Origin of the sequence: Amycolatopsis sp. NBC_00355, from assembly GCF_036104975.1 — a bacterium.
Taxonomy (GTDB): Bacteria; Actinomycetota; Actinomycetes; order Mycobacteriales; family Pseudonocardiaceae; genus Amycolatopsis.
In genome coordinates, this window is sequence record NZ_CP107982.1 from 5,742,819 (window position 1) to 5,765,417 (window position 22,599).

General features: G+C 70.9%; 26 protein-coding genes. 15 read left to right on the top strand and 11 right to left on the bottom strand.

The window, feature by feature from the left end; genetic code table 11:
* The first annotated feature begins 41 nt into the window (after window positions 1–41).
* Entirely contained in the window at window positions 42–605 is a 564-nt protein-coding gene (locus OHS18_RS25615) for a gamma-glutamylcyclotransferase family protein (protein ID WP_328612666.1), read from the top strand.
* On the opposite strand, the gene OHS18_RS25620 is transcribed toward OHS18_RS25615, so the two are convergent.
* The gene (locus OHS18_RS25620) at window positions 602–2,221 is read right to left on the bottom strand and encodes an FAD-binding oxidoreductase (RefSeq protein ID WP_328612667.1); all 1,620 of its coding nucleotides are present in this window, start codon (window positions 2,219–2,221) and stop codon (window positions 602–604) included. The two genes, OHS18_RS25615 and OHS18_RS25620, sit on opposite strands and share 4 nt — an antisense overlap.
* Before the next feature lie 97 nt (window positions 2,222–2,318).
* Between OHS18_RS25620 and OHS18_RS25625 the strand changes: the two genes are divergently transcribed.
* The 6 genes from OHS18_RS25625 (at window position 2,319) to OHS18_RS25650 (ending at window position 7,443) form a co-directional block, all read left to right on the top strand.
* The gene (locus tag OHS18_RS25625) at window positions 2,319–2,882 is read left to right on the top strand and encodes a TetR/AcrR family transcriptional regulator (protein WP_328459187.1); all 564 of its coding nucleotides are present in this window, start codon (window positions 2,319–2,321) and stop codon (window positions 2,880–2,882) included.
* A complete protein-coding gene (locus OHS18_RS25630; RefSeq protein WP_328612668.1) occupies window positions 2,879–4,420 on the top strand; it encodes a glycerol-3-phosphate dehydrogenase/oxidase in 1,542 nt (513 codons plus the stop codon). The genes OHS18_RS25625 and OHS18_RS25630 overlap by 4 nt, the downstream gene beginning before the upstream one ends.
* A 107-nt stretch (window positions 4,421–4,527) precedes the next feature.
* A complete protein-coding gene (locus tag OHS18_RS25635) occupies window positions 4,528–4,797 on the top strand; it encodes a helix-turn-helix transcriptional regulator (protein ID WP_328448412.1) in 270 nt (89 codons plus the stop codon).
* Entirely contained in the window at window positions 4,794–5,345 is a 552-nt protein-coding gene (locus tag OHS18_RS25640; RefSeq protein ID WP_328612669.1) for a hypothetical protein, read from the top strand. Before OHS18_RS25635 ends, OHS18_RS25640 begins: the two co-directional genes overlap by 4 nt.
* Window positions 5,342–6,256: an ABC transporter ATP-binding protein gene (locus tag OHS18_RS25645; RefSeq protein WP_328612670.1), complete on the top strand. Its 915-nt coding sequence runs from the start codon at window positions 5,342–5,344 to the stop codon at window positions 6,254–6,256. Before OHS18_RS25640 ends, OHS18_RS25645 begins: the two co-directional genes overlap by 4 nt.
* Window positions 6,253–7,443, top strand: a complete 1,191-nt coding sequence (locus OHS18_RS25650) for an ABC transporter permease (protein WP_328612671.1) — start codon at window positions 6,253–6,255, stop codon at window positions 7,441–7,443. Before OHS18_RS25645 ends, OHS18_RS25650 begins: the two co-directional genes overlap by 4 nt.
* A 42-nt stretch (window positions 7,444–7,485) precedes the next feature.
* Here OHS18_RS25650 and OHS18_RS25655 read toward each other — a convergent pair whose 3' ends face one another.
* The 4 genes from OHS18_RS25655 to OHS18_RS25670 all read right to left on the bottom strand — a co-directional run bounded on the left by OHS18_RS25655 (window position 7,486) and on the right by OHS18_RS25670 (window position 11,968).
* A complete protein-coding gene (locus OHS18_RS25655) occupies window positions 7,486–8,832 on the bottom strand; it encodes a cryptochrome/photolyase family protein (RefSeq protein WP_328612672.1) in 1,347 nt (448 codons plus the stop codon).
* 64 nt (window positions 8,833–8,896) lie between these two features.
* Window positions 8,897–10,213 carry a citrate synthase gene (locus tag OHS18_RS25660; RefSeq protein ID WP_328448403.1) on the bottom strand — a complete coding sequence of 439 codons (1,317 nt, stop codon included), beginning with the start codon at window positions 10,211–10,213 and terminating at the stop codon, window positions 8,897–8,899.
* Between the two features lie 197 nt (window positions 10,214–10,410).
* Window positions 10,411–11,352, bottom strand: a complete 942-nt coding sequence (locus OHS18_RS25665) for a carbohydrate kinase family protein (RefSeq protein ID WP_328612673.1) — start codon at window positions 11,350–11,352, stop codon at window positions 10,411–10,413.
* Window positions 11,353–11,392: 40 nt separating this feature from the next.
* A complete protein-coding gene (locus tag OHS18_RS25670; protein ID WP_328448399.1) occupies window positions 11,393–11,968 on the bottom strand; it encodes a TetR/AcrR family transcriptional regulator in 576 nt (191 codons plus the stop codon).
* Window positions 11,969–12,072: 104 nt separating this feature from the next.
* Between OHS18_RS25670 and OHS18_RS25675 the strand changes: the two genes are divergently transcribed.
* The 3 genes from OHS18_RS25675 to OHS18_RS25685 are packed head-to-tail and all read left to right on the top strand — an operon-like array spanning window position 12,073 to window position 14,225.
* A complete protein-coding gene (locus OHS18_RS25675) occupies window positions 12,073–13,221 on the top strand; it encodes an acyl-CoA dehydrogenase family protein (RefSeq protein ID WP_328612674.1) in 1,149 nt (382 codons plus the stop codon).
* Between the two features lie 49 nt (window positions 13,222–13,270).
* Window positions 13,271–13,810: a Uma2 family endonuclease gene (locus OHS18_RS25680; protein ID WP_328612675.1), complete on the top strand. Its 540-nt coding sequence runs from the start codon at window positions 13,271–13,273 to the stop codon at window positions 13,808–13,810.
* Between the two features lie 25 nt (window positions 13,811–13,835).
* The gene (locus OHS18_RS25685) at window positions 13,836–14,225 is read left to right on the top strand and encodes a Uma2 family endonuclease (protein ID WP_328612676.1); all 390 of its coding nucleotides are present in this window, start codon (window positions 13,836–13,838) and stop codon (window positions 14,223–14,225) included.
* Window positions 14,226–14,293: 68 nt separating this feature from the next.
* Here OHS18_RS25685 and OHS18_RS25690 read toward each other — a convergent pair whose 3' ends face one another.
* From OHS18_RS25690 to OHS18_RS25710, 5 genes are read right to left on the bottom strand one after another with little or no spacing between them, the layout of a single operon-like run.
* Window positions 14,294–15,511, bottom strand: a complete 1,218-nt coding sequence (locus tag OHS18_RS25690) for an amidohydrolase (RefSeq protein WP_328448393.1) — start codon at window positions 15,509–15,511, stop codon at window positions 14,294–14,296.
* Between the two features lie 45 nt (window positions 15,512–15,556).
* A complete protein-coding gene (locus OHS18_RS25695) occupies window positions 15,557–16,291 on the bottom strand; it encodes a hypothetical protein (RefSeq protein ID WP_328612677.1) in 735 nt (244 codons plus the stop codon).
* A 9-nt stretch (window positions 16,292–16,300) separates the two neighbouring features.
* A complete protein-coding gene (locus OHS18_RS25700; protein WP_328612678.1) occupies window positions 16,301–16,789 on the bottom strand; it encodes a GNAT family N-acetyltransferase in 489 nt (162 codons plus the stop codon).
* The gene (locus tag OHS18_RS25705; protein WP_328612679.1) at window positions 16,756–17,661 is read right to left on the bottom strand and encodes an aldose 1-epimerase family protein; all 906 of its coding nucleotides are present in this window, start codon (window positions 17,659–17,661) and stop codon (window positions 16,756–16,758) included. The genes OHS18_RS25700 and OHS18_RS25705 overlap by 34 nt, the downstream gene beginning before the upstream one ends.
* A gap of 10 nt (window positions 17,662–17,671) precedes the next feature.
* Entirely contained in the window at window positions 17,672–18,226 is a 555-nt protein-coding gene (locus OHS18_RS25710; protein WP_328612680.1) for a hypothetical protein, read from the bottom strand.
* Between the two features lie 121 nt (window positions 18,227–18,347).
* On the opposite strand from OHS18_RS25710, the gene OHS18_RS25715 reads away from it, so the two are divergent.
* From OHS18_RS25715 to OHS18_RS25735, 5 genes are read left to right on the top strand one after another with little or no spacing between them, the layout of a single operon-like run.
* Window positions 18,348–18,926: a TetR/AcrR family transcriptional regulator gene (locus OHS18_RS25715; RefSeq protein WP_328448383.1), complete on the top strand. Its 579-nt coding sequence runs from the start codon at window positions 18,348–18,350 to the stop codon at window positions 18,924–18,926.
* On the top strand, window positions 18,926–19,762 hold the full coding sequence (locus OHS18_RS25720) for an MBL fold metallo-hydrolase (protein ID WP_328612681.1): 837 nt from the start codon (window positions 18,926–18,928) through the stop codon (window positions 19,760–19,762). The genes OHS18_RS25715 and OHS18_RS25720 overlap by 1 nt, the downstream gene beginning before the upstream one ends.
* Window positions 19,759–20,583: an MBL fold metallo-hydrolase gene (locus OHS18_RS25725; RefSeq protein WP_328448380.1), complete on the top strand. Its 825-nt coding sequence runs from the start codon at window positions 19,759–19,761 to the stop codon at window positions 20,581–20,583. Before OHS18_RS25720 ends, OHS18_RS25725 begins: the two co-directional genes overlap by 4 nt.
* The gene (locus OHS18_RS25730) at window positions 20,580–20,966 is read left to right on the top strand and encodes a DUF5958 family protein (RefSeq protein WP_328612682.1); all 387 of its coding nucleotides are present in this window, start codon (window positions 20,580–20,582) and stop codon (window positions 20,964–20,966) included. Before OHS18_RS25725 ends, OHS18_RS25730 begins: the two co-directional genes overlap by 4 nt.
* Window positions 20,967–21,024: 58 nt before the next feature.
* Window positions 21,025–21,978, top strand: a complete 954-nt coding sequence (locus OHS18_RS25735; RefSeq protein WP_328612683.1) for a hypothetical protein — start codon at window positions 21,025–21,027, stop codon at window positions 21,976–21,978.
* A gap of 48 nt (window positions 21,979–22,026) precedes the next feature.
* Here OHS18_RS25735 and OHS18_RS25740 read toward each other — a convergent pair whose 3' ends face one another.
* Window positions 22,027–22,575: a DUF3558 family protein gene (locus tag OHS18_RS25740; protein ID WP_328448379.1), complete on the bottom strand. Its 549-nt coding sequence runs from the start codon at window positions 22,573–22,575 to the stop codon at window positions 22,027–22,029.
* Window positions 22,576–22,599 lie beyond the last annotated feature (24 nt).

Below are 22,599 nucleotides of genomic sequence, written 5' to 3' on the forward strand. Positions count from 1 at the left end.
CGGCCGACCCCTACCCGGGGACCCGGCCGGGCTTTTCCTTCGTGCACACCGACGGCGCCGGGTATCCGCTGGACACGGCGCCGGAGGGCTGGCGTGAGCGGCAGGCCGTGCTGGCGTACGGCTCCAACGCGAACCCGTCGAAGATCAGCTGGATGCGCGCCGAACTGGGCCTGCGGGGCCCGGTCGTCGTCGCGCACGCCCGATGCGACGGCCTCGGCGCGGTCTGGGCGTCCGGCCTGCGCTACCGCGACGGCCAGCGCCCGGCGACGCTCACCGCGCTGCCCGGCGTCGAGGAGCACGCCGTCTGGTTCGTGACGCCGGACCAGCTCGCGGTCCTGGACGTCTGCGAGGGCCGCGGCAACCGCTATCACCTGGTCCGGCTGACCGACCCGGCCATCACGCTCGAAGACGGCAGCAAGGTCACCGACGTGCTGGCCTACATCGGCGCGATGCCGATCCGCTTCCCGCTGCTGGTCGACGGCAAGCCGGTCCGCACCGCCGACGTCCCGCAGGCGCAGGCGATCGGGCTGGAGGGCGAGGAAGCGGCCGGCCCGGGCATCGCGTGCGAGGTCGTCGAGCCGCCGGACGGGCGCACCTTTCCCTAGATCAGCTTGCCCGGGTTGAGGATTCCGGTCGGGTCCACCGCGGACTTCGCCGCGCGCAGCACCTCGACGCCGAGCTTGCCGATCTCCGCGCTCAGGTACGGCGCGTGGTCGACGCCGACGGCGTGGTGGTGCGAAATCGTGCCGAGGCCGCTGATCGCCTCGCACGCCGCGGCCTTCGCGCGCTGCCACTGCCCGACCGGGTCGGCCTGATCGCGCGCGGTCAGGACCGTGAAGTACAGCGACGCGCCCGTCTCGTACGCGTGCGAGATGTGGCACATGACGATCGCGCGGCCCAGTGACGCCGTGAGCGCCGCGCGGACGTCGTCGCGCAGTTCGTCCACAGTGGACCAGTACGTCGCGGTCTCCAGCGTCTCGACGCAGACACCGCGGTCCATCAGCATGTCGCGCTGGCGCGGTCCGCCGAACCGGCCGTGCCGCCAGGACTCGCCGAGCGCCTTGCCGACGCGCACCGCGCCCAGCGCCTTCAGCCGGCGGGTGGTCTCGCGGCGGCGCACCGCGACGTCGTGCGCGGTGCCTTCCCAGCCGACGATCAGGAAACACGGGTGCCGCACGCCGCGCGCGGACAGGTACTTGCGCAGCGCCGTCGTCTTGAGCCCGCCGTTCAGCGCGAGCGAGACCTCGGTTTCGTCCACATCGGACAGCCGGGTGACGTCGGCGAGCACGTGGTTCTGCGCGAGGTCGCGGACCGCCGCCGCGCCGGCCTCCCAGCCGGGCAGCGCGTACCCCTCGTACCGCTTGACCGGCGGCGCCGGCCGCACCCGCAGCGAGACTTCGGTGATGACGCCGAGCGTGCCTTCGCTGCCGACGGCGAGCTGGCGCAGGTCCGGGCCGGCCGCGGACGCCGGGGCGACTCCGAGCTTCCACTCGCCGCGCGGGGTGGCCAGCCGGACGCCGGTGACCATGTCCTCGAACCGGCCGTAGCCCGACGACGCCTGGCCGGCCGAGCGCGTCGCCGCGAAGCCGCCGATCGTGGCGCGCTCGAACGACTGCGGGATGTGCCCGAGCGTCAGGCCGCGCTCGCCGAGCAGCCGCTCGGCTTCGGGGCCGCGGACGCCGGCCTGGAGGATGGCGATGCGTGATTCGGTGTCGACCGAGACCAGCGCGTCGAGCCGGACGAGGTCCAGCGCGATCACGGACGTCTTTTCACCGCTGAGCGCCGCGACCCCGCCGACCACCGAGGTCCCACCACCGAACGGGACAACTCCGACATCGTGCCGCACGCAGACGTCGAGCACGGCCTGGACTTCGTCCGGTCCGGCGGGCAGCACGACCGCGTCCGGCACCGGGAACTCCACCGAGGACGACCGGCGGCGCAAGAGATCCAGGTAGGACAACCCGGTGGCCCGCGCGAGCCGCGATTCGTCGTCTACCAGCACGTTCGCGGTTCCGACGACCTCCGACAGCGCTTCCACTGCAGATCCGGCCAGACTTGACGACGGTATTTTCACCGTCAATTCGGCCACCGGTGCGGCGCCGGGACCCACCTGGCCTATACGCTGTTCAAGCCACTTGGCCGCCCGCGCGGGCAGCTGGGCGGCGTCGGCGGCTTCCGCGGTCCAGGACTGGCGGAGACGGTGGTCAATCAGCTCGTTCACGACTACAGTGTGACACATGGACGTGAAACGTCACACCACGCAGATCGCGGGATCTTCCGCGCTCGCGGACACCCGTAACCGGCAGACGGCGACACGAGTGGCCGATGACGTGCTGCTCGACGCCGCGCGCACGTGCGTGCTGGCCGTCGGTGTGCGCCGCACCACACTCGCCGAGATCGCCCGCACCGCCCGCGTCAGCCGGATGACGGTCTACCGCCGTTTTCCGGACGTGCGCAGCGTGCTCGCCGCGTTGATGACGCGTGAGTTCAGCGGCCTGCTGCGCACGGCGAGCGAACGCGGCGCCGAGGCGTCGGACAGCCGTGAGCGGCTCGTGCTCATCGCGTCCGCAGGGATCCGCGCGCTGTCGAACGACCCGCTGTTCCGCACGCTGCTCGACGTCGACCCCGAACTGGTGCTGCCGTACATCGTGGAGCGGCTCGGCGCGACCCAGCGGTTCGCCGAGCAGGTGCTGCACCAGCTGCTCGAAACCGGCCACCAGGACGGCTCGGTCCGGCGCGCGCCGGTCGCGGCGCAGGCCCGGTCGGTGCTGCTGCTGGTCCAGTCCTTCGCGTTCTCGCTGCGGCCGGCCACGATGGACGTCGACCAGGCGGCGCTGATGGCCGAGTTCACCCACGTGCTCGACGCGGCCTTGAAGCCATGACGTCGGGGTCGCTCAACGCGCGGCGCCGCGAACGCGAGCTCGCGGAACTGGCGTCGGGCGAGCGCGTCGACGTCATCGTGGTCGGCGGCGGCGTCACCGGCGCCGGCATCGCGCTCGACGCCGCTTCCCGCGGGTTGTCGGTGGCGCTCGTCGAGGCGCGCGACCTCGCCTTCGGGACATCACGCTGGTCGTCGAAGCTGGTCCACGGCGGACTGCGGTACCTGGCGCACGGCGAACTGGGCTTGGCGCACGAAAGCGCGGTCGAGCGCGGCATCATGATGACGCGCACGGCGCCGCACCTCACGCGCGCGATGCCGCAGCTGTTCCCGTTGTACCCCAGCACGTCCCGGGCTCAGCAGGCGCTGGTTTCGGCGGGCTTGCGAGCGGGCGACGGCCTCCGCCGGGCAGCGCGCACGCCGTCATCGGTACTGCCGCGGCCGCGCACGATCCCGGCGGCGGAGGCGCTCACGCTGGCCCCCGCGCTCTCACCGCACGCCCTGCGCGGCGCGTTGCTGGCCTACGACGGCGCCCTCGTCGACGACGCGCGCCTGGTCATCGCCCTGGCGCGCACGGCGGCGACGTTCGGCGCCCGCATCCTGACGCGGCTGTCGGCGCTCTCGGTGACGGCCGACCACGTCCGCGTCCGCGACGGCGTTTCGGGCGACGAACTGGACCTGGTCGCCCGCCAGGTGATCAACGCGACGGGCGTCTGGGCCGGGACCCTGACCGGCTCGGTCCGCCTGCGGCCGTCGCGCGGTTCGCACCTGGTGCTCGCGCCGGGGACGGTCCCGATGGGCACGACGTCGATCAACATCGGCGTGCCCGGCGAGACCAACCGCTTCGTGTTCCTGCTCCCCCAGCCGGACGGCCGCGTCTACCTGGGACTGACGGATGAGCCGGTTTCGGGCTCGTTGCCCGACGTGCCAACGGTTCCGGAGTCCGATGTGGACTTCCTGCTGGCACTGGCGTCGTCGGTCCTGTCGCGCCCGCTGACCCGCGCGGACATCGCGGGCTCGTACGCGGGACTGCGCCCGTTGATCGAAGGCACGGGCGGCCGTTCGGCGGACCTGTCCCGCAAGCACGCGGTCCTGGCGGGCTCCGACGGCCTGCTGACGGTGGTCGGCGGCAAGCTCACGACGTACCGGAGGATGGCCGAGGACGCGGTCGACGCGGCGGTCCGCCTCGCCGGGCTCCCGACTTCGCCGTGCCGGACCTCCCGGCTTCCCTTGCTGGGCGCGGCCCGCCGCGAAGATCTGTCCCTTGTGGACGCTCCGGCCCGGCTGGTGGCCAAGTACGGCACGGAGGCGCCTCGCGTGGCGGCGCTGGGCGAACTGGACACCGAGTTCGCGGCCCCGGTGTCGCCGGGCACGGAAATCACGGCGGCGGAGATCGTCTGGGCGGTCCGCAACGAGGGCGCCTTGGACGTCGAGGACGTCCTGGAACGCCGGACGCGCCTGTCCCTGGTCCCGGCGGACGCGGCCGCGGCGACCCCGCGGGTGGCCGAACTGGTGGACAAAGCACTGGCCGGCCTGGCCTGACCCGAAGCGGCACTTTCACGTGAAAGTGCCGCTTCGGCGTGCACGAAACTGAGGCTTGATGTTCTCTTAGGTTGACGAGTCGTTGGGTTTTTGCAACAGTACGTTCCATGAGTCCGGTCAGACGCGGCAAAGAGCTGCCGATCTACAACCGGCTACCCGTGTTGAGGGCCGAACGCGGGTTGAGCCGGGCCGCGCTGGCGAACGCCGTCGAGGTGAACCCGCAGACCATCGGGGCGCTCGAGCGCGGCGACCACTATCCGAGCCTGGACCTGGCCTTCCGGATCTGCGCGGTGTTCGACCTGCCGGTCGAAGCGGTGTTCAGCCGTGAACCGTTCATGCCACTGTCCACCCAGGTCTACCGCGAGGGGGGAGCATGACCATGATCGAACAGCAGGGTCGGCTGGCGGCCTACTGGGAACGTCAGCTCGACAAGATGGACGAACGCGAACTGCGGCACGCCCAGCGGCTGCCCGGCTGGCGCGACCGGCGGCACCGCCGGGCCCTGGCCGGGGTGCTCGCCGTCGCCGATCTTGTGCTCGTCGGCAGCGCGGCCGTCTTCACCGTGGTCTCACCCTGGCTGTACTTCGGCCTCTGGATGGGCGCCCTGCTGACCGGCGGGGCCTCCTTCACGCTGCTGAAGATCCTGACCGGCCGGATGAGCGGGAGCTTCTCGCGGCTGCTGGACGAGCGCGAACGCGAGTGGCGCCACCGCGTGACCTACATCGGCTACCTGGTGCTCGTCGCGCTGATGCTGGTCGCGATGTTCTACACCCTGGTCGTCGCCGGGCAGGCCGAGGGCGCGTTCCGCGGTGTGATGATGATGTCCGCGCTGCTCGTCACCGGCACCACCGTCCCGCCGATCGTGCTGGGCTGGTCGCTGCCGGACGACGATCCCGCGGATTTCGAAGAGGGGGACACCCCATGACCGAGGGGAACCTGGAGATCGACGGGATCTCCAAACGCTACGGCGCGAAAGTGGCGCTGGACGGCGTCACGTTCGACGTCCGCGCCGGCGAGCTGTTCGGCTTCGTCGGCAGCAACGGCGCCGGCAAGACGACCACGATGCGGATCGCGCTGGGGGTGCTGGCCGCCGACGGTGGCGAGGTCCGCTTCGACGGCAAGCCGATCACCCACGAAACCCGCACGCACATCGGCTACATGCCGGAAGAACGCGGGCTGTACCCGAAGATGAAGGTGCTGGACCAGCTCGTCTACCTCGCCGAACTGCACGGCCTGACGGCGAACGAAGCCCACCGCAACGCGGAAACCTGGATCACCCGGCTCGGCCTGGCCGAGCGCCGCAAGGACGAGGTGCAGAAGCTCAGCCTCGGCAACCAGCAGCGCGTCCAGCTGGCCGCGGCGCTGGTGCACGACCCGGCCGTGCTGGTGCTCGACGAGCCGTTCTCCGGCCTCGACCCGCTGGCCGTCGACGTCATGAGCGCGGTGCTGCGCGAGAAGGCCGCGGCCGGTGTGCCGGTCGTGTTCTCCAGCCACCAGCTCGACCTCGTCGAGCGGCTGTGCGACCGGGTCGGGATCATCCGCAACGGCCGGATGATCGCCGTCGGCACGGTCGGCGAGCTCACCGCCGAAGCCGGCAGCAAGCTCGTGGTGACGGCGCCGGGCGCACGTCCCGGCTGGGCCGCGGGCCTGCCCGGCGTGCGGGTGCTGGAAGAACGTGACACGACCACCGTGCTCGGCCTCGAACCGAGCGCCGACGACCAGGCCGTGCTCGCCGCGGCGCTGTCGACCGGGCCGGTCACCGAGTTCAGCCACCGGCGCCGGACGCTGACCGAGCTGTTCCGCGACGCCGTATCGGACAAGGGGGAGCCACGATGAGGACGCTGAGTGGGCGGCGCGCCGTCTGGCTCGTGATGAAGCGCGAGCTGAACACGCGGCTGCGGACGCGCTCGTTCGTGATCGGCACCGTCGTGATGCTGGTGCTGCTGCTGGGTTACGTCGGGTTCCAGGCCGCGCTGGCCGGGGCGGCCGACAAGAGCACGGTGGGCCTGACCGGACAGGCGACCGGGATCGCCCAGCAGCTCCAGACGAAGGCGGCGCAGGCGGGCCAGGAGATCTCGACCGTCACGATCACCGACCCGGCCGAGGGCCGGCAGAAGGTCGAGGACGGCGACCTGGACGCGCTCGTCTCGGGCAGTGCGGCGAAGCTGACCGCCACGTACAAGTCCTCTTTGGACAACCAGTTGCGCACGGTGCTCGACCAGGTGGCGCAGCAGCAGGTGCTCGACGGTGTGCTCTCGTCCGCCCAGCTCGAACCCGCCGACGTGATGGCGCAGGTCAACGGCACCCACGTGCAGGACGACGCGCTGTCGCCGGAGCCGGCCGACCACACCCAGCGGCTGGTCGTCGGCCTGATCGTCGCGTTCCTGCTCTACATCAGCATCATCACCTACGGGACGATGGTCGCCCAGGGTGTCGTCGAGGAGAAGTCGAGCCGGGTCGTGGAGATCCTGCTCGCCAGCGTGCGGCCGTGGCAGCTGTTGCTGGGCAAGGTGATCGGGCTCGGCCTGGTCGGGCTCGTCCAGCTGGTCATCCTCGCCACGGCCGGGCTGATCGCGGCGTCGGTGAGCGGGGTGTTCACCCTGTCGAGGTTCGCCGGCGGCGCGCTGCTGTGGGGCCTGCTCTGGTACCTGCTCGGTTTCCTGCTGTACGCCACGATCTACGGCGCGCTGGGCTCGCTCGTGTCCCGGCAGGAGGACACGCAGTCGGTCGTCGGGCCGATCAACATCGTGCTGATCATCGGGTTCGTCGCCGGCTTCAACCTGCTGCTGCAGGACCCGGACGGCACGGCGGCCAAGGTCGTCTCGCTGATCCCGCTGCTCTCGCCGATCCTGATGCCGGCCCGGATCGCGACCGGCGCCGCGGCCGGGTGGGAGATCGGGTTGTCCCTCGGCCTGACGGTCGCCTTGGTCGCGCTGCTGACCTGGCTGGGTGGCAAGATCTACGGCAACAGCGTGCTGCGCATCGGCAGCCGCATCAAGCTGTCGGAGGCCCTGCGCGGCTGAGCCCTCGTGAGTGTTCAGGGCGGTTAGAACCGCCCTGAACACTCACGACGTGATCTTGCCGTACCGCTCCAAGGACACCTGGCGCTCGTGGGCGTGATCCACCATCGGCTCCGGGTACTCCTTGGGGCGGTCCTTCAGCTTGTGGACCGCTTTCCCCGCCACCGAACGCAGTTCCGGGACGTATTTGCGGACGTAGTCGCCGTTCGGGTCGAACTTCTCCCCCTGCGTGGTCGGGTTGAAGATCCGGAAGTACGGCGCCGCGTCGGTGCCACTGCCCGCGACCCACTGCCAGTTCAGCTGGTTCGACGCGAGATCGCCGTCGACGAGGTGGTTCATGAAGTGCCGGGCGCCCTGCCACCACGGCAGGTGCAGGTCCTTCACCAGGAAACTCGCGACCACCATCCGGACGCGGTTGTGCATCCAGCCTTCGGCCAGCAGCTGCCGCATCCCGGCGTCGACGATGGGGTAGCCCGTCTTCCCGGCGCACCACCGGTCGAAGGCGTCGCGGTCGTCGTCGTGGCTCATCTTGTCGAACCGTTTGTCGTAATTCTTGCGCGCGGTTTCCGGGCGGTGCCACAGGACGTCGGCGTGGAACTCGCGCCAGCACAGCTCGCTGCGCAACGACTTCGCGCCCACCCGGTCGTCACCGGCCAGGTCTGCGAGCAGCGTCCGCGGGTGGACGCACCCCCAGCGCAGGTACGGCGAGATCCGCGTGGTGCCTTCACGATCCGGCCGGTCGCGGTCCTCGTCGTAGGTGTCGACGCCGCCGTCGAGGAAGGCGTGCCAGACGTCCAGCGCGGCCTGCTCACCGGGCTCGGGCAGCGTTGCGGAGACGCGCGGCGGCTTGGGGATCCCCAAGGAGCGATCCGGCTCGACCCAGTCCACAAGGGACGGTCCGGTGTCGGCGGGCGCACGCCAGCCGTGCGCGGTCCACGCGCGGAAGAACGGCGTGAAGACGCGGTACGGGTCGCCGTCCGGCTTGGTGACGCGCCCGGGCGCCACCGCGTACGGCGAGCCCGTCTCGACCCAGTCGATGTTGTGCTCCGCCAAAGCTTTCGCGACCTCGGCGTCCCGGCGACGGCCGTACGGGCCCGTGTCGGCGCTGACGTGCACCGCGCTCGCGCCGATCTTCTTGGCGGCCTTCACGACCTCGGCCGCCGGTTCGCCGCGCACCAGCATCAGCCGGCCGCCGAGCTGCTCGTGGAGCTTCTCCAGGCAGCCGTAGAGGAACGCCGTGCGCACGTCGCCGGACGGCTTCAGCAGCGCCTCGTCGAGGACGTACAGCGCGAGGACGTGCTTGCTGTGCTTCGAGGCTTCCAGCAGGGCGGCGTGGTCGCCGAGCCGCAGGTCGCGACGGAACCACAGGACAACGGGTGCTTCTTTGGTCACGCCGGACAACGATAAGCGCCCCGCCGTGCCAGTGCACGACGGGGCGCTTATCGGGTTAAAACGCTCAGCGCTCCGACATCGGGGTGTAGTCCCGCGACGCGTGGCCGGTGTAGATCTGCCGCGGGCGGCCGATCTTGGTGGCCGGGTCGTTGATCATCTCGCGCCAGTGCGCGATCCAGCCCGGCAGGCGGCCGAGCGCGAACAGCACCGTGAAGAACTTCGTCGGGAAGCCCAGCGCCCGGTAGATCAGGCCGGTGTAGAAGTCCACGTTCGGGTACAGCTTGCGCGAAACGAAGTAGTCGTCCGAAAGCGCGGTCTCTTCGAGCTTCTTGGCGATGTCGAGCAGCTGGTCGCCGCCCTTCAGCTTGCCGAGGATCTCGTCGGCGGTGTTCTTGATGATCTTCGCGCGCGGGTCGTAGTTCTTGTACACCCGGTGCCCGAAGCCCATCAGCTTCACGCCCTTTTCCTTGTTCTTCACCCGCTCGACGAACTTGGCGACGTCGCCGCCGTCGTTCTTGATGCCCTCGAGCATGTCGAGCACCGCGGCGTTCGCGCCGCCGTGCAGCGGGCCGAACAGCGCGTTGATGCCGGCCGAGATCGACGCGAACAGGTTCGCCTCGGACGAGCCGACCAGGCGCACGGTCGAGGTCGAGCAGTTCTGCTCGTGGTCGGCGTGCAGGATGAACAGCAGGTCGAGCGCCTTCGCGACGTCCGGGTCGACCTCGTACGGCTCGGCCGGGAAGCCGAACGTCATGCGGAGGAAGTTCTCGACCAGGCCGAGCGAGTTGTCCGGGTACAGCAGCGGCTGGCCCACGGACTTCTTGTACGCGTACGCGGCCAGGGTCGGGACCTTGGCGAGCAGGCGGATGGTGGACAGCTCGACGTTCGGTTCGTCGAACGGGTCGAGCGAGTCCTGGTAGAAGGTCGAAAGCGCGGAGACGGCGCTGGAGAGCACCGGCATCGGGTGCGCGTCCCGCGGGAAGCCGCCGAAGAACTCCTTGAGGTCTTCGTGCAGCAGCGTGTGGCGCTGGATCTTCTCGGTGAAGTCGGCCAGCTGGGCCTCGGTCGGCAGCTCGCCGTAGATCAGCAGGTAGGAGACCTCGACGAAGGTCGACTTCTCGGCCAGCTGCTCGATCGGGTAACCCCGGTAGCGGAGGATGCCGGCGTCGCCGTCGATGTAGGCGATCGCCGACGAAGCGGCGCCGGTGTTGACGAACCCGGGGTCGTAGGTGATGTACCCCGTCTGCGCCAGCAGCTTCCCCAGTTCGATCCCGGGCGCGCCCTCGACCGGGTGGACGATCTTGAACTCGTGCTCACCATTCGGAAGGCTCAGCTTCGCGGTTTCGCCGCCGGACTGCCCCGCAGTCGTCGCGTCGGACATGCAAGTCCCTCTCACGTTGGGCACGGGCCGGCGGCGCCTGTAGGTTCCACAGGTAGCCACGTGTTCACGCGAGGAAACACTGGCGCCTCGCTGCACACCGCCCCGCTGGGGTATGAAGAATGCCCCTCTACGCTAGTCGAGAAACCCCGCACCGCGCAGCGGTGACGTTGCCCCAGGTACCCGCTTTGGGACCAGGTTCACACGGTGGATGCCATATCGGCGGTCGTGGGCGGCTCCGCGCCACTGCGCGACACGGTGATCGAGGCCGCTTTAGCCGCGAACGTGAGGGCTTCGCGCCACGCGTCCGCGTCGAGAGAAGCCAGGTCCGAGACCTCGTGGGTGGTCAGCCAGGCCAGCAGCGCGCCCTGGACGGTGTCGCCGGCGCCGATGGTGTCGACCACCGTCACCTTCCGCGACGGCACGTGGGCCAGCTCACCTGCGGCGGTGATCACCGCGACGCCGTCGGCGCCCCGGGTGAGCACCACGGCGTCCACACCGGACTCGACCCACGTCTTCGCGGCGGCGACCGGGTCGGCGCCTTCGGTGAGCCACGCGGCGTCGTCGTCGGAGATCTTCAGCAACCGGACGTCCGGCAGCCACGACGCGAACCGGGCGCGGTAGGCGGCCGGATCGGTGATCAGCGCCTCGCGGATGTTCGGGTCGAGCACGGTCAGCACGCCGCGGGCGGCCTCGCGCCGCAGCATCGCTTCGTACGCCGACGCGCCGGGCTCCAGGACCATGCCGAGGGTGCCGAGCGAGAGCGCGGTGACCTCCTCCGGCAGCGCGCCGGGGTCGGCGACGAGCCGGTCCGCCGTGCCCTCGACGTAGAACGTGTAGTGCGCGGCGCCCTTCGCGTCGAGCGCGACGACGGCCAGCGTCGTCGGCTCATCCCCGCGTTGCAGCAGCGACGTGTCGACGTCCGACGCGTGCAGCCGCTCGACCATCGCTTCACCGAAGCGGTCGGTGGACACCCGCGACAGGAACGCCGTCGGCACGCCGAGCCGGCCCGCGGCCAGCGCGACGTTGTACGGCCCGCCGCCCAGGCGCGGCAGCAGCGCGCGCAGCCCACCGTCCACAGTGGAGTCCACGGGGTCACCCGGGACGAGGTCTACGAGAGCTTCTCCGCCTACGACGATCACCCGGCGAGTTTAAGGGAGAACGGGTGACAATTCCTGTCCGCTATTTGTTCAACCCGCCGAGCAGCAGCTCACCCAGAGCGGTGAACGCTTCGGCGTCGGACACCTCGGTCCGCTGCGCGAGCACGCCGGTCTGGATGCCTTCGACGATCAGCCCGGTCATCTCGGCGACGAGCCGGGCGTGGACGTCGCGGAAGACGCCGTCGGCGACACCCTTGTCGATGAACGCGCGGATCCGCTGCGCCGCGAACCGGCTGTTGACCTGGTAGGTCTCGCGGGCCGGCGCGAACTCGGCGATGTCGCGCATGAACGTCGCCGACGCGCGGTTCAGGTGCTCGGCGACGCCGGCCAGGTACTCGCCGATGAGCTTCGGCGCGTCGTCGATCCCGGCGATCCGCTCCTCGATCCGCTCCGCGGCGCCCCGGAAGAACTGGGCGACGACCTTGACGGCGAGCTGCTCCTTGCTGGGCGCGAGCGCGTAGAGCGTCGACTTCGAGCAGCGCAGGCGGGCGGCGATGTCGTCCAGGGTGAAGGCGGCGAACCCCTCCGCGAGGAAGAGGGCCTCGAGGTCGGCGAGCAGGGCGCGCTGCCTCGCGGTGGGCCGGCGACTGGCTTCCATCGGACCACTATCTCCTACGTCTTCCGGCCACCCCAGGCTTGTCGTACTGTACTCTAAGCAGACCCACAGTACTGTTTTCAGTACCGTTATCCGGGAGGACCACGATGCCCGCCGAACGCCTGCTGCCCGACTCGGACGCCGAGGACCTGCTCGCCCTGGCGACCGAGATCGCCCGCGACGAGCTGGCACCCCGCGCGGCCGAGGCCGAGGAGGCCGAGCGGTTCCCGCGCGAGCAGTTCCGGCTGCTCGGCAAGTCCGGGCTGCTGGGGCTGCCGTACGCGGAGCGCTGGGGTGGCGGCGACGTGCCGTACGAGGTGTACCTGCAGGTCCTGGAGGAGATCGCGGCCGCGTGGATGACGGTCGGCGTCGGGCTCTCGGTGCACACGATGTCCTGCTACGGCCTGGCCAACTGGGGCACCGGCGAGCAGCGCGACCGGTGGCTGCCGGACATGCTCGAAGGCGGTTTGCTCGGCGCGTACGCGCTGTCGGAGACCCAGGCGGGCTCGGACGCGGCCGCGTTGACGACCCGCGCGCGTCTCGACGGCTCGGACTACGTCGTCAACGGCACCAAGGCGTGGATCACCCACGCCGGCGTCGCGGACTTCTACACGACGATGGTCCGCACGAGCGACGACGGCGGCCGCGGCATCTCGTGCCTGCTGGTCGACGGCGCCACACCGGGCCTGTCGGCGGCGCCGCGCGAACGGAAGATGGGCCTCACCGGGTCCCCGACCGCCCAGCTGATCTTCGACGACGCCACGGTTTCGGCGGACCGCCTGATCGGCGACGAGGGCCACGGCTTGAAGATCGCCTTGTCGTCGTTGAGCTCCGGCCGGCTGGGCATCGCGGCGTGCGCGGTGGGCCTGGCCCAGGCGGCGCTGGACGAAGCGGTGCAGTACGCGAAGGGCCGCTCGCAGTTCGGCCGCCCGATCATCGACTTCCAGGGCGTCGAATTCCTGCTGGCCGACATGGCGGCCACGGTCGAGTCGTCGCGGGCGACGTACCTCGACGCGGCCCGGCGACGCGACCGCGGGATGCCGTTCCAGCGCCAGGCTTCGATCGCGAAGCTGGTCGCGACGGACGGCGCGATGAAGGTGACGACAGACGCCGTCCAGGTCCTCGGCGGGGCCGGGTACACACGGGACTTCCCGGTGGAGCGGTACATGCGCGAGGCGAAGGTGCCGCAGATCTTCGAAGGCACGAACCAGATCCAGCGGATGGTCATCGCCCGCGAACTGAAGGCCTCGGTGTAGCCCGGTCCAGCGAAGGCTGTCACACGGCCGGCACAGATACCGTTACCCCATGTCCGGCCGTCTGCTGTCCGTCGAGGAGTACCGAGCGCTCGGGGAAACCGACCGTGGTTTCACCGAACTGGTGGAAGGCCGGGTGGTGCCGTCGCCCGGCGCCGGCCGGAGGCACAACATGGCCGCGTGCCGGCTGGCCGGACAGCTCGAACGGCAGTTGCCACGCGGTCTCGCCTTCGCCCTCGGCACCGACCTGGACCTGCAGCTGGCGCCGCACGGCGAGCCCGGCTTCTCCCGCCGCCCGGACCTGCTGGTCTTCGACCGAGCCGCGGTCGCCCGCGTCGGCGACCTGATCCGCGCCGACGAGGTGGCCGTGGTCATCGAAATCGTGTCGCCGGGCTCCCGGCGCACCGACTACCGCGTCAAGCACGACGAGTACGCCGATGCCGGGATCCCGCACTACTGGATCATCGACATCGGCGAGCCGGTCTCGCTCGTCGCCTGCCGCGGCTACCAAGACGCGCCCGCGGTCACCGGGACCTTCGCGACCGACGTCCCGTTCCCGGTCAAGCTCGACCTCGACGCCCTGCTGTCATGAATCTTCGCTCGATCGAGGAACCGTCGTGACCACAGTTCCCCATCGTTTGCTGACCATCGACGAGTACACAGCGCTGGGGGAAACCCCAGCTGGTTATACCGAACTCATGGAAGGCCGGCTGATAACGACGCCCGGCCCCAGCCCTCGTATCGACAAGGACCACACGATGATCCGCGCCGACGAGGTGGCCGTGGTCATCGAAATCGTGTCGCCGGGCTCGAGACGCACCGACTACCGGGTGAAGCACGACGAGTACGCCGACGCCGGGATCCCGCACTACTGGATCATCGACCTCACCGAGCCGGTCTCGCTCGTCGCCTGCCGCGGCTACCAGGACGCTGCCGCGGTCACCGGAACCTTCGCGACCGACGTCCCGTTCCCGGTCAAGCTCGACCTCGACGCCCTGCTGTCGTGAAGAAATAGGCGGACGACACGCCGGAACCGCCCGGTAACCGACGTGTCGTCCGCCCGCTCAAGGGACGGTCAGCGGGACTCGCGGTACCGGCGGTCCGCCGATACGCCTTCGCCCAGCTGCTCGTCGAAGTGGTACACCTCGGCGCCGCGGACGAAGACCCGCAGCGCGCGGTTCATCACGTCCAGCGGGTCGCCGGACCACAGCACCACGTCCGCGTCGAGGCCCGGCTTCAGCGAGCCGATCTGCCCGTCCAGTCCCAGCATCTCAGCCGGGTTGACGGTCAGCGACTTCAGGGCCGTGTGCGGGTCGAGGCCGTCCTTGACCGCGAGCGCCGCCTGGTAGACCAGGAAGTTGATCGGGATCACCGGGTGGTCCGTGGTGATCGCGATCTTGACGCCGGCGCGGGCCAGGATGCCCGCCGAGCGCAGCGTGCGGTTGCGCAGCTCGACCTTGGACTTCGTGGTGAACAGCGGGCCGAGGATGACCGGGACGTCGCGCTCGGCGAGCAGGTCCGCGATCAGGTGACCTTCGGTGCCGTGGTTGATCACGAGCTTGTAGCCGAACTCGTCGGCGAGCCGGATCGCCGTCACGATGTCGTCCGCGCGGTGGACGTGCTGGTCCCAGTACAGCTCGCCGTCGAGGACCTTGGCCAGGACTTCCTGGGTCAGGTCGACCTCGTGCGGCTTGCCCTCGGCGGCCGCGTGGTCGCGCTTCGCCTGGTAGTTGCGGGCCTTCGTGAACGCTTCGCGCAGGATCGCCGCGACGCCCAGCCGCGTCGACGGCGTCTGCTTCTTGTCGCCGTACACGCGCTTCGGGTTCTCGCCGAGCGCGCTCTTCACGCTGACGCCTTCCGCGAAGACCATGTCGAGGATGCTGCGGCCCCAGGTCTTGACGCCGATGGTCTGGCCACCGATCGGGTTACCCGACCCGGGCTTGATGACGACGCTCGTGACGCCGCCGGCCAGCGCGTCGTCGAAGCCGGGCTCGTACGGGTCGATGCCGTCGATCGCGCGGAACCGGGCGCCGTTCGGGTCGGTCATCTCGTTGGTGTCGTTGCCGGCCCAGCCTTCGCCGTCCTCGTGGACGCCGAGGTGGGCGTGGGCGTCGATGAAGCCGGGCAGCACCCAGGTGCCGGCCGCGTCGACCAGTTCGGCGTCCTCCGGGATGTCGACGTCGGCCTCCGTGCCGACCGCGACGATCTTGCCGTCGTCGATCAGGACCGTGCCGTTGTCGATGGGATCACCGTCGATGGGGACGACGTAGCCCCCGACAATTGCCTTCGCCATAGTTCGCCACGCTAACGAACTCGCCTGGACGCCGCGACGCGGGGCTCAGCTCGCCAGCAGATCGAACGCGAAACCCACGACGACCAGCAGGACGCCGATGACGCGCAGCGACCGATCGGGCTGCGGGCCGCGCAGGAGGACGAGCGGCGGCCAGACGAACAGGCCGTAAACGACCAGGGGGAACGCCCGGGCCAGCAGATTCAAGCCGACTGAGATCCCGGCGAAGAGGGCCCACAGCGAAAACGGGAGCGTCAGGACGACGAGCAGGATCGGCACCCACCAGTACCAGGGCAGGTCCGGATCGATCGACCGGCCGTCCCACGTCGAGCGGGCCCAGAAGAGCAGCGCGAGCAGCAGGGCCGACCAGATGACCACGAAGGTGACCAGAATGCGCTTCACCCGGCGGGTCTCCGCGTCGAGTGGCTCGCGCTTCGGCTCGCCGGGCCGCCCTTCGATGCGCCGCTCCTTCATCTGCTTCGACCGGACGAAGTCGGCCAGCAGGTCGCGGTAGGCGGCGCGGTAGATCGCGCGGCTGCGGCGCCGGGTTTCGGCGAGCGTCTGCCGCTGCGCCGCGATCGGCCTCGCCCGCAGCCGCTCGCCCCACCCCGTGATCCGGGCGACGCCCACGATGTCGATGATCGCCGCCAGGCCGCCGGTGAACTGACCGAGCTTGCCGAACCGGCCCCACCACAGCACCGGCAGACCCCACAGCCGGAAGCCCGCCACGGACTGGCCGTCGAACCACAGCCCCCAGGCCTGCCAGAACGAGACCGTCTGCACCGGAGCAGCCTACGGAACCCGCACCTTCTCCAGGTGCACCAGTTCGTGGTTGTTCTCCGGTGTCCGGTGCGTCTCGCGGTAGCCGTGCTTCGCGTACAACCCCAGCGGCCCGACGCTCTTCGACCCGGTGAACAACCGGAACACCGTCACCTCGGGCGGGGCCGCCGCCTCGGCAGCGAGCAACAGCCCGCCGCCCAGGCCCGCGCCCTGCCGGTCGGGCGCGACGACCAGCCGGGTCACCACGCCGACGTGCCCGGTCACCGCCAGGCGCACCGACGCGAGCAGCCGGCCGTTCTCCCGGATGCCCCACGAAAGGCACGACGCCAACGCCGCTTGCGCTTCGGCGAAGGTCTCCAGCAGCGGCGGCAGGTCGAAGTCGTCGTGCGCGCGGGCTTCGGTGACGTACGCCGCGCGTTGCAGCGTCAGCACTTCGCCCGCGTCGGCAACGCCCAGGCGAAGCGGCTTCACTTGACGCGGATGCCCCAGCTGCCGGACCACGACGTCGCCGGCTCCAGCTCGACCAGGTCCGTGCCCGTGTTGAGCGCGTCGGCCGGGCAGGTCATCGGCTCGATCGCTACCGCGCGGCCGCGCCCGACCAGGTCGTCCGGGGTGAACACCTGCGCCCAGCGGAAGTCCGGGCCGGTCCAGACCAGCAGCTCCTGCTCGCCGTGGGCGAGGACGAAGTGGTGCAGGCCGTCGTCGGCCGCGGCCAGCCCGCCGAACGCCGTGTCCAGGTCGACGCCCGCGAGGACGCGGCCGCCGCGGAAGTCGAATTCGGTGCCCTCGACGTCCTGCTCCGGCGCGTACGGCATCTGCTCGTCGCCGAGGTAGGGCCGGACGCGGCTCGCGGGCAGGGTGAGGGTCAGCTCGTCGGTCGGGACGTCGCCGATCCGGAAGTACGGGTGCGTGCCGACGCCGACGCCGATCGGCTGCTCGCCCTCGTTGCGGATTTCGTGGGTGATCGTCAGCTCGCGCGGCGCGAGGTCGTAGGTGATCGTCGCGCGCAGCGGCACCGGCCAGCCCGGCTGCACCTCGACGTCGACGGCCAGGGTGATCGACGACTCGGCGTGCTCCAGCAGCTCCCACTCGAGGTGGCGGGTCAGGCCGTGGATGGCGTTGCCGCGCGCCTCCTCGGTGATCTCGAGCTGCTGCGGCTCCCCCTGGAACGTCCACAAGCCGGCCTTGGTCCGGTTCGGCCAGGGCAGCAGCACCTGTCCGGCGCCCTTCGGCGGCTTCGCGTCTTCGGCGAACTCCTCGACGTACGGCACTCCGCCGACTTCGAACGCGCGCAGGCCCGCACCGATCTCGGTGACGACGGCGCGCGCGTTGCCGCGGGTGATCTCGAACTGCTGACCGGTCGGGTTGCCCATGCGGACGACCTTACCGACGCGGCGGGACGACCTTGATGCCCAACGCCGCCGCGTCCGCCAGCAGCTCGGCCAGCACGGCACGTTCCTGCTCGGTCCAGTCCTCGTCCGCGACGCCGACGTCGAGCACCGGCGGCGTCGGCTCGGCGTGCACCGCCGCGGCCAGGGCGGCCAGGAGCTCGCCGGGCCCGTCGTCGAAACCGAGCACCGCGAGGACGATCCCGTCGAGTTCGGCGGGGATCCACAGCCGGGTCCCGAGCACCCGGACGAGGGTCCTGACCTGAGCCGAGACGACTACGCTCCGTGTACCGAGATCGCTGCCCCCGACCTCCAGCCCGAGCTTTTCCATGGCCGTGCGGACGATCTCGACGTCGACCGGATCGGCGCCGTACCGCTCGGCGAACAGCTCTCGTCCGAGAGTGTCCGGACCTGCACTGAGCTGGTCAGGGATTGACGAACGCCGACGCAGCACCAGCGTCACGGTGACGCGCCGCCGCGAGCGGGCGGCGGCGCGGGGCAGCTCTCGGCGAACACCACCCGGCGGTGCCACGAACTCGGATTCGCTCACGCTTAGTGATAGTGCGCGCTGTCGCTCGGTCAGACCAGCAGGCTCACCCGGATGGCCGCAGCCCGGCTTTTCAGCGTTACTCACTAGACCGGTCGTCATAGTTTGCGTTACGGTCCCTTCCATGGTTCGCCGCACCGACACGCGGCAGCGGATGCTCGACACCGCCGCCGACCTGTTCCACTCGCAGGGCTACCACGCCACCGGCCTCACCCAGCTGACGACGGCCGGGGGCGCGCCGAAGGGGTCGCTCTACTTCCACTTCCCCGGCGGCAAGGAACAACTGGCCGCCGAAGCCGTCCGGCTGTCGAGCGAACGCACGGGCGAGCTGCTCCGCGCGGTCGTGGCCGGCGCCCCGGACGTCGCGACCGCGATCGACCGGGTCGTCGACGCGCTCGCGAACTTCCTGACGGAGTCGGACTTCCAGCGCGGCTGTCCACTCGCGACAGTCGCGTTGGACGCCGCCGCCGAGAGCGAACCGATCCGGGAGGCGTGCGCGGACGGCTACGCGGACTGGCACGATATCCTCACCGGATACCTTGCCACGCAAGGACTTCCCGCGGATCGCGCCGACGAGCTGGGCACCATCGTGCTCGCCGCCGTCGAAGGCGGGTTGCTGCTGGCCCGCACCCGCCGCGACGTCGCCCCGCTGCGGGCCGTCGCCGCCCACCTGCACGCCACCCTCGAACGGGAGTTCTCCTGATGCGCGTCCACCACCTGAACTGCGGGACCATGCGCCCGCTCGGCGGCCGGCTGGTCGACGGCCGGCCGGGCCTGTTCCGCCGCGCCACCATGGTCTGCCACTGCCTGCTCCTGGAGACGGCCACCGGGCTGGTGCTGGTCGAGACCGGCACCGGCACGCCGGCCGCCGTCGACCGCGAGGCCTGGCTGGGCGCCGGGTTCGTCCGGCAGTCGAACCCGGTCGCGGATCCGGCGTTGCCCGCGATCGCGCAGATCCGGGCACTGGGTCACGACCCAGCGGACGTCCGGGACATCGTGCTGACCCACCTGGACCTCGACCACGCGGGCGGGCTCATCGACTTCCCGTGGGCGCGGGTGCACGTCTACGCCGAGGAGCTGCGGGCCCTGCAGTCACCGCGTGACGCCGCCGAACGCGGGCGGTACCGGAAGATCCAGTTCAGTCACGGTCCACAATGGACGTCCTATCCGGACACCGGTGACCCGTGGTTCGGCTTCGACGCCGTCCGGCAGCTGACCGGCCTGCCCGAGGAGATCCTGCTGATCCCGCTCGGCGGGCACACCCGCGGCCACGCCGGGGTCGCCGTCGACACCGGCAGCGGCTGGCTGCTCAACGCGGGCGACTCGTACTTCTTCCACGGCCAGGTCGACCCGGCCGCGCCGCACTGCCCGCCGGGCCTGCGGTGGTTCGAGGGCCGGATGGAGACAGTCAAGGGCGCCCGGCTGGACAATCACGCCCGCCTGCGACAGCTTGTTCAGGAGCACGGCGACGAGGTGAGCGTCTTCGCCGCGCACGACGAGACCCAGTTCCTCCGGCTGAGCACCAGGAGCAGCGTATGAAGGTGCACCACTTCAACTGCGGCACGATGCGCCCGGCGGGCGGCAAGCTGCTCGACGGCGAGCCCGGGCTGCTGCGGCGGGCGGAGCTCGTCGCCCACTGCCTGCTGATCGAGACCGGCGACGGCCTGGTGCTGGTCGACACCGGGTTCGGCACCCAGGGTGTCGCCCAGCCGGGCAAGTGGCTGGGCCGGCCGTTCATGGCGATGGTCGGCGCCCGGCTCGAGGCGGCCGAGACGGCGGTCGCGCAGATCGAGGCGCTCGGCCTCGACCCGGCCGACGTCCGCCACATCGTGCCGACCCACCTCGACGTCGACCACGCCGGCGGGCTGGCGGACTTCCCGAACGCGGTGGTGCACGTCCGCACCGAGGAGCAGCGCGCGGCGACGGCCCCGTCGAACGCGGCGGAGAAGAACCGTTACCGCGCGGCCCAGTTCGCCCACCGTCCACTGTGGAGCACCTACGACGAGACGGGCGAGCCCTGGTTCGGCTTCGACGCGGTCCGGTCGTTGAAGGGCCTGCCGGAGGAGATCCTGCTGGTCCCGCTGACGGGCCACACGCTCGGCCACAGCGGCGTCGCGATCGACACCGGTGACGGCTGGCTCCTGCACGCGGGCGACGCGTACTTCTTCCACGGCCAGCTCGACCCGGTCGCCCCGCACTGCCCGCCGGGCATGACGGCGTTCCAGAACATCGTCCAGACGAAACGCCAGGCCCGCCTGGACAACCTGGCCCGGCTGCAGGAGCTGGTGAAGGAGCATCAGGACGAGGTGACGGTGTTCTCCGCCCACAGCCCGGTGGAGCTGGCGGCCCTGCGCCGATGATCGTCGGCGAGCACTCGGCGCGGCTGAACGAGCCGGCCCGGGGCATCCGGTCACTCGACGACGGGACCCGCTGGTTCGCGCGGCAGGACCCGGCGCAGCGCCGGGTGATCCTGGACGAACTGGCCTTCTACGCCGGTCAGGCGAGGGCGGCCGAAGAAGACCGCGACGAAGCGATCGCCCGCGCCGGGATCAAGACCGGCGACACCGCGGCGGTGCTCCTGCGGGCCGGGCGGCCGGACCTGCAGGTCCGCAGGATCTGCGCGCTCCCGGACTACCAGCAGGTGCCCGCGTTCCGGCTGCTCGTCAGCCTGTTCGGCGTCGCGGACGACCGGCGCCGGGTCCGCTGCGGCGGCACCTGCCACCACGCGTGGCACCGCCGCTGACACTGGGGGAACCGGACGATCGCCCGCCGCATCTGAGCCGCGGACGACGGGAGATCCGATGGCGGCGAAGAGTCGGTGGGGCGTGGTGCTGCTCGCTCTCCTGGTGACGGCCTGCGGGAGCGGCACGCCGCCCGCCCCCGCCGCCGCGGCGGATCCGGTGCCGCTCGATCTCTCCGGCGTGGTGCTGCTCCAGCGCGACACCGGCCACGACGACGTCGTCTTCGCCGATCCCGTCACCGGGGCCGTCAAGACCACCTTGCCGCTGCCCGGGCACGACACCTCGCCGTCCCGGTTCGACGGGCCCGCCGACAAGCTCGACCTCGTCTCCCCCGACGGGCGGTACGCCGCCCTCGAGTCCGGCGGCGGCGTCGAGGTCTACAAGCTCGACACCCGCGGCCGGCGCTACGAACGCGCCGGCGCCGTGGCGGGCTTCCGGAACCCGCGGTTCGGCCGGACCGGCGGCAAGCTCTACTTCGACAACGGCCAGGCCGTCTACTCCACCGACTACCCGCGGCTCGGCCAGTACACCAAGGAAGCCGACGTCGTGCCGCCGGACGAGCCACTCGACCAGCGCGTCCCGGCCTGGTGGCCCGACGCGCAGGGCAAGGTGCTGACCTGGAAGAACGTCCGGCGCGCCGGGAACCTGGCCTACCTGACCGACTCCTCGGGCGTGATCGTCTACGCGACCTACGACGACGCGGGCACGCGCTACTATTTCGTCGCCGCGCTCGACGCGAGCACGGTGCTGCTGTCCGCCGTCACCGGCACCGACGCGCACGGCGTGCTCGCGCGGCTGAAGGTCGACGGCGGGACCCCGCAGCTCACCAAGATCGTCGACCGCTCGGAGCCGCGGATCGGCACGGTGGCCGCCGCGCCGGACCGGGCGACCGTGCTCTACCAGACGACGCAGGGCGAGTGGTTCGATTCGCCCACCACGCCGGGCGCGATCACGCGGCCCGCGTTGAAGCAGCTGCCGGCCGTGGGGCAGCGACAGCTCGTCGGCTGGGCCTGATCAGCGGTTCCGGGGATCCGGCTGGGGCGGAGCCCCGGACGGCACAGCTCAGTTGCTGGCCGCGAGGGCGGCCTTGACCAGCGGCGCGATCTGATCCGGCGTCATCTTCGCCGGGCCGGTGTAGTTGATCAGCACCGGCGTCCCCGACACCAGCTCGGCCGACGCGAGGGTCGCCGTCTTCTGCTCGTCGACGTAGTAGACCGCGCCGTCCGGGAAACCGGCGACGTCCTGGGCGCCCGGCTTGGCCTTCTTGATCGACGCGACCATGTCGGCGGGCTTCGCCTGCCGGCCGTCGTACCGCGTCACCGCGAGCGCGCCCGCGGCCTTGTTGTCGAGCTTGTACTCGCAGGTGCGGGCCTTGCCGCCGCTGGCCGCGTTGTCCTGCACCGGTCCCGGCACCGCCGTGAGGTTGTCCAGGAACAGCGCCTTCGACACGGCCGCGGCCGGCAGCAGCGCGCACGGGTCGAGCGACGCCGCGGCGGCGTTCGTGCTCGGCTTGGGCGCGGGCGACGACGAGCTGGGCGCCGGCGCCGGCTTGTCCTCGGCGGAGCAGGCGGTCAAAGCGGCAAAAGCGACCAAAGCGACTGCGATACGCATACTTTGCACAGTAGCCGGAGGCGT

Bases quoted from the DNA above. Each gene is read 5' to 3' on its own strand.
- OHS18_RS25645 (WP_328612670.1), top strand. From the start codon at position 5,342: ATGACCGAGGGGAACCTGGAGATCGACGGGATCTCCAAACGCTACGGC.
- OHS18_RS25635 (WP_328448412.1), top strand. From the start codon at position 4,528: ATGAGTCCGGTCAGACGCGGCAAAGAGCTGCCGATCTACAACCGGCTA.
- OHS18_RS25640 (WP_328612669.1), top strand. From the start codon at position 4,794: ATGACCATGATCGAACAGCAGGGTCGGCTGGCGGCCTACTGGGAACGT.
- OHS18_RS25740 (WP_328448379.1), bottom strand. From the start codon at position 22,575: ATGCGTATCGCAGTCGCTTTGGTCGCTTTTGCCGCTTTGACCGCCTGC.
- OHS18_RS25650 (WP_328612671.1), top strand. From the start codon at position 6,253: ATGAGGACGCTGAGTGGGCGGCGCGCCGTCTGGCTCGTGATGAAGCGC.
- OHS18_RS25725 (WP_328448380.1), top strand. From the start codon at position 19,759: ATGAAGGTGCACCACTTCAACTGCGGCACGATGCGCCCGGCGGGCGGC.
- OHS18_RS25720 (WP_328612681.1), top strand. From the start codon at position 18,926: ATGCGCGTCCACCACCTGAACTGCGGGACCATGCGCCCGCTCGGCGGC.
- OHS18_RS25705 (WP_328612679.1), bottom strand. From the start codon at position 17,661: ATGGGCAACCCGACCGGTCAGCAGTTCGAGATCACCCGCGGCAACGCG.
- OHS18_RS25735 (WP_328612683.1), top strand. From the start codon at position 21,025: ATGGCGGCGAAGAGTCGGTGGGGCGTGGTGCTGCTCGCTCTCCTGGTG.
- OHS18_RS25730 (WP_328612682.1), top strand. From the start codon at position 20,580: ATGATCGTCGGCGAGCACTCGGCGCGGCTGAACGAGCCGGCCCGGGGC.
- OHS18_RS25690 (WP_328448393.1), bottom strand. From the start codon at position 15,511: ATGGCGAAGGCAATTGTCGGGGGCTACGTCGTCCCCATCGACGGTGAT.
- OHS18_RS25660 (WP_328448403.1), bottom strand. From the start codon at position 10,213: ATGTCCGACGCGACGACTGCGGGGCAGTCCGGCGGCGAAACCGCGAAG.
- OHS18_RS25630 (WP_328612668.1), top strand. From the start codon at position 2,879: ATGACGTCGGGGTCGCTCAACGCGCGGCGCCGCGAACGCGAGCTCGCG.
- OHS18_RS25675 (WP_328612674.1), top strand. From the start codon at position 12,073: ATGCCCGCCGAACGCCTGCTGCCCGACTCGGACGCCGAGGACCTGCTC.
- OHS18_RS25670 (WP_328448399.1), bottom strand. From the start codon at position 11,968: ATGGAAGCCAGTCGCCGGCCCACCGCGAGGCAGCGCGCCCTGCTCGCC.
- OHS18_RS25680 (WP_328612675.1), top strand. From the start codon at position 13,271: ATGTCCGGCCGTCTGCTGTCCGTCGAGGAGTACCGAGCGCTCGGGGAA.
- OHS18_RS25715 (WP_328448383.1), top strand. From the start codon at position 18,348: ATGGTTCGCCGCACCGACACGCGGCAGCGGATGCTCGACACCGCCGCC.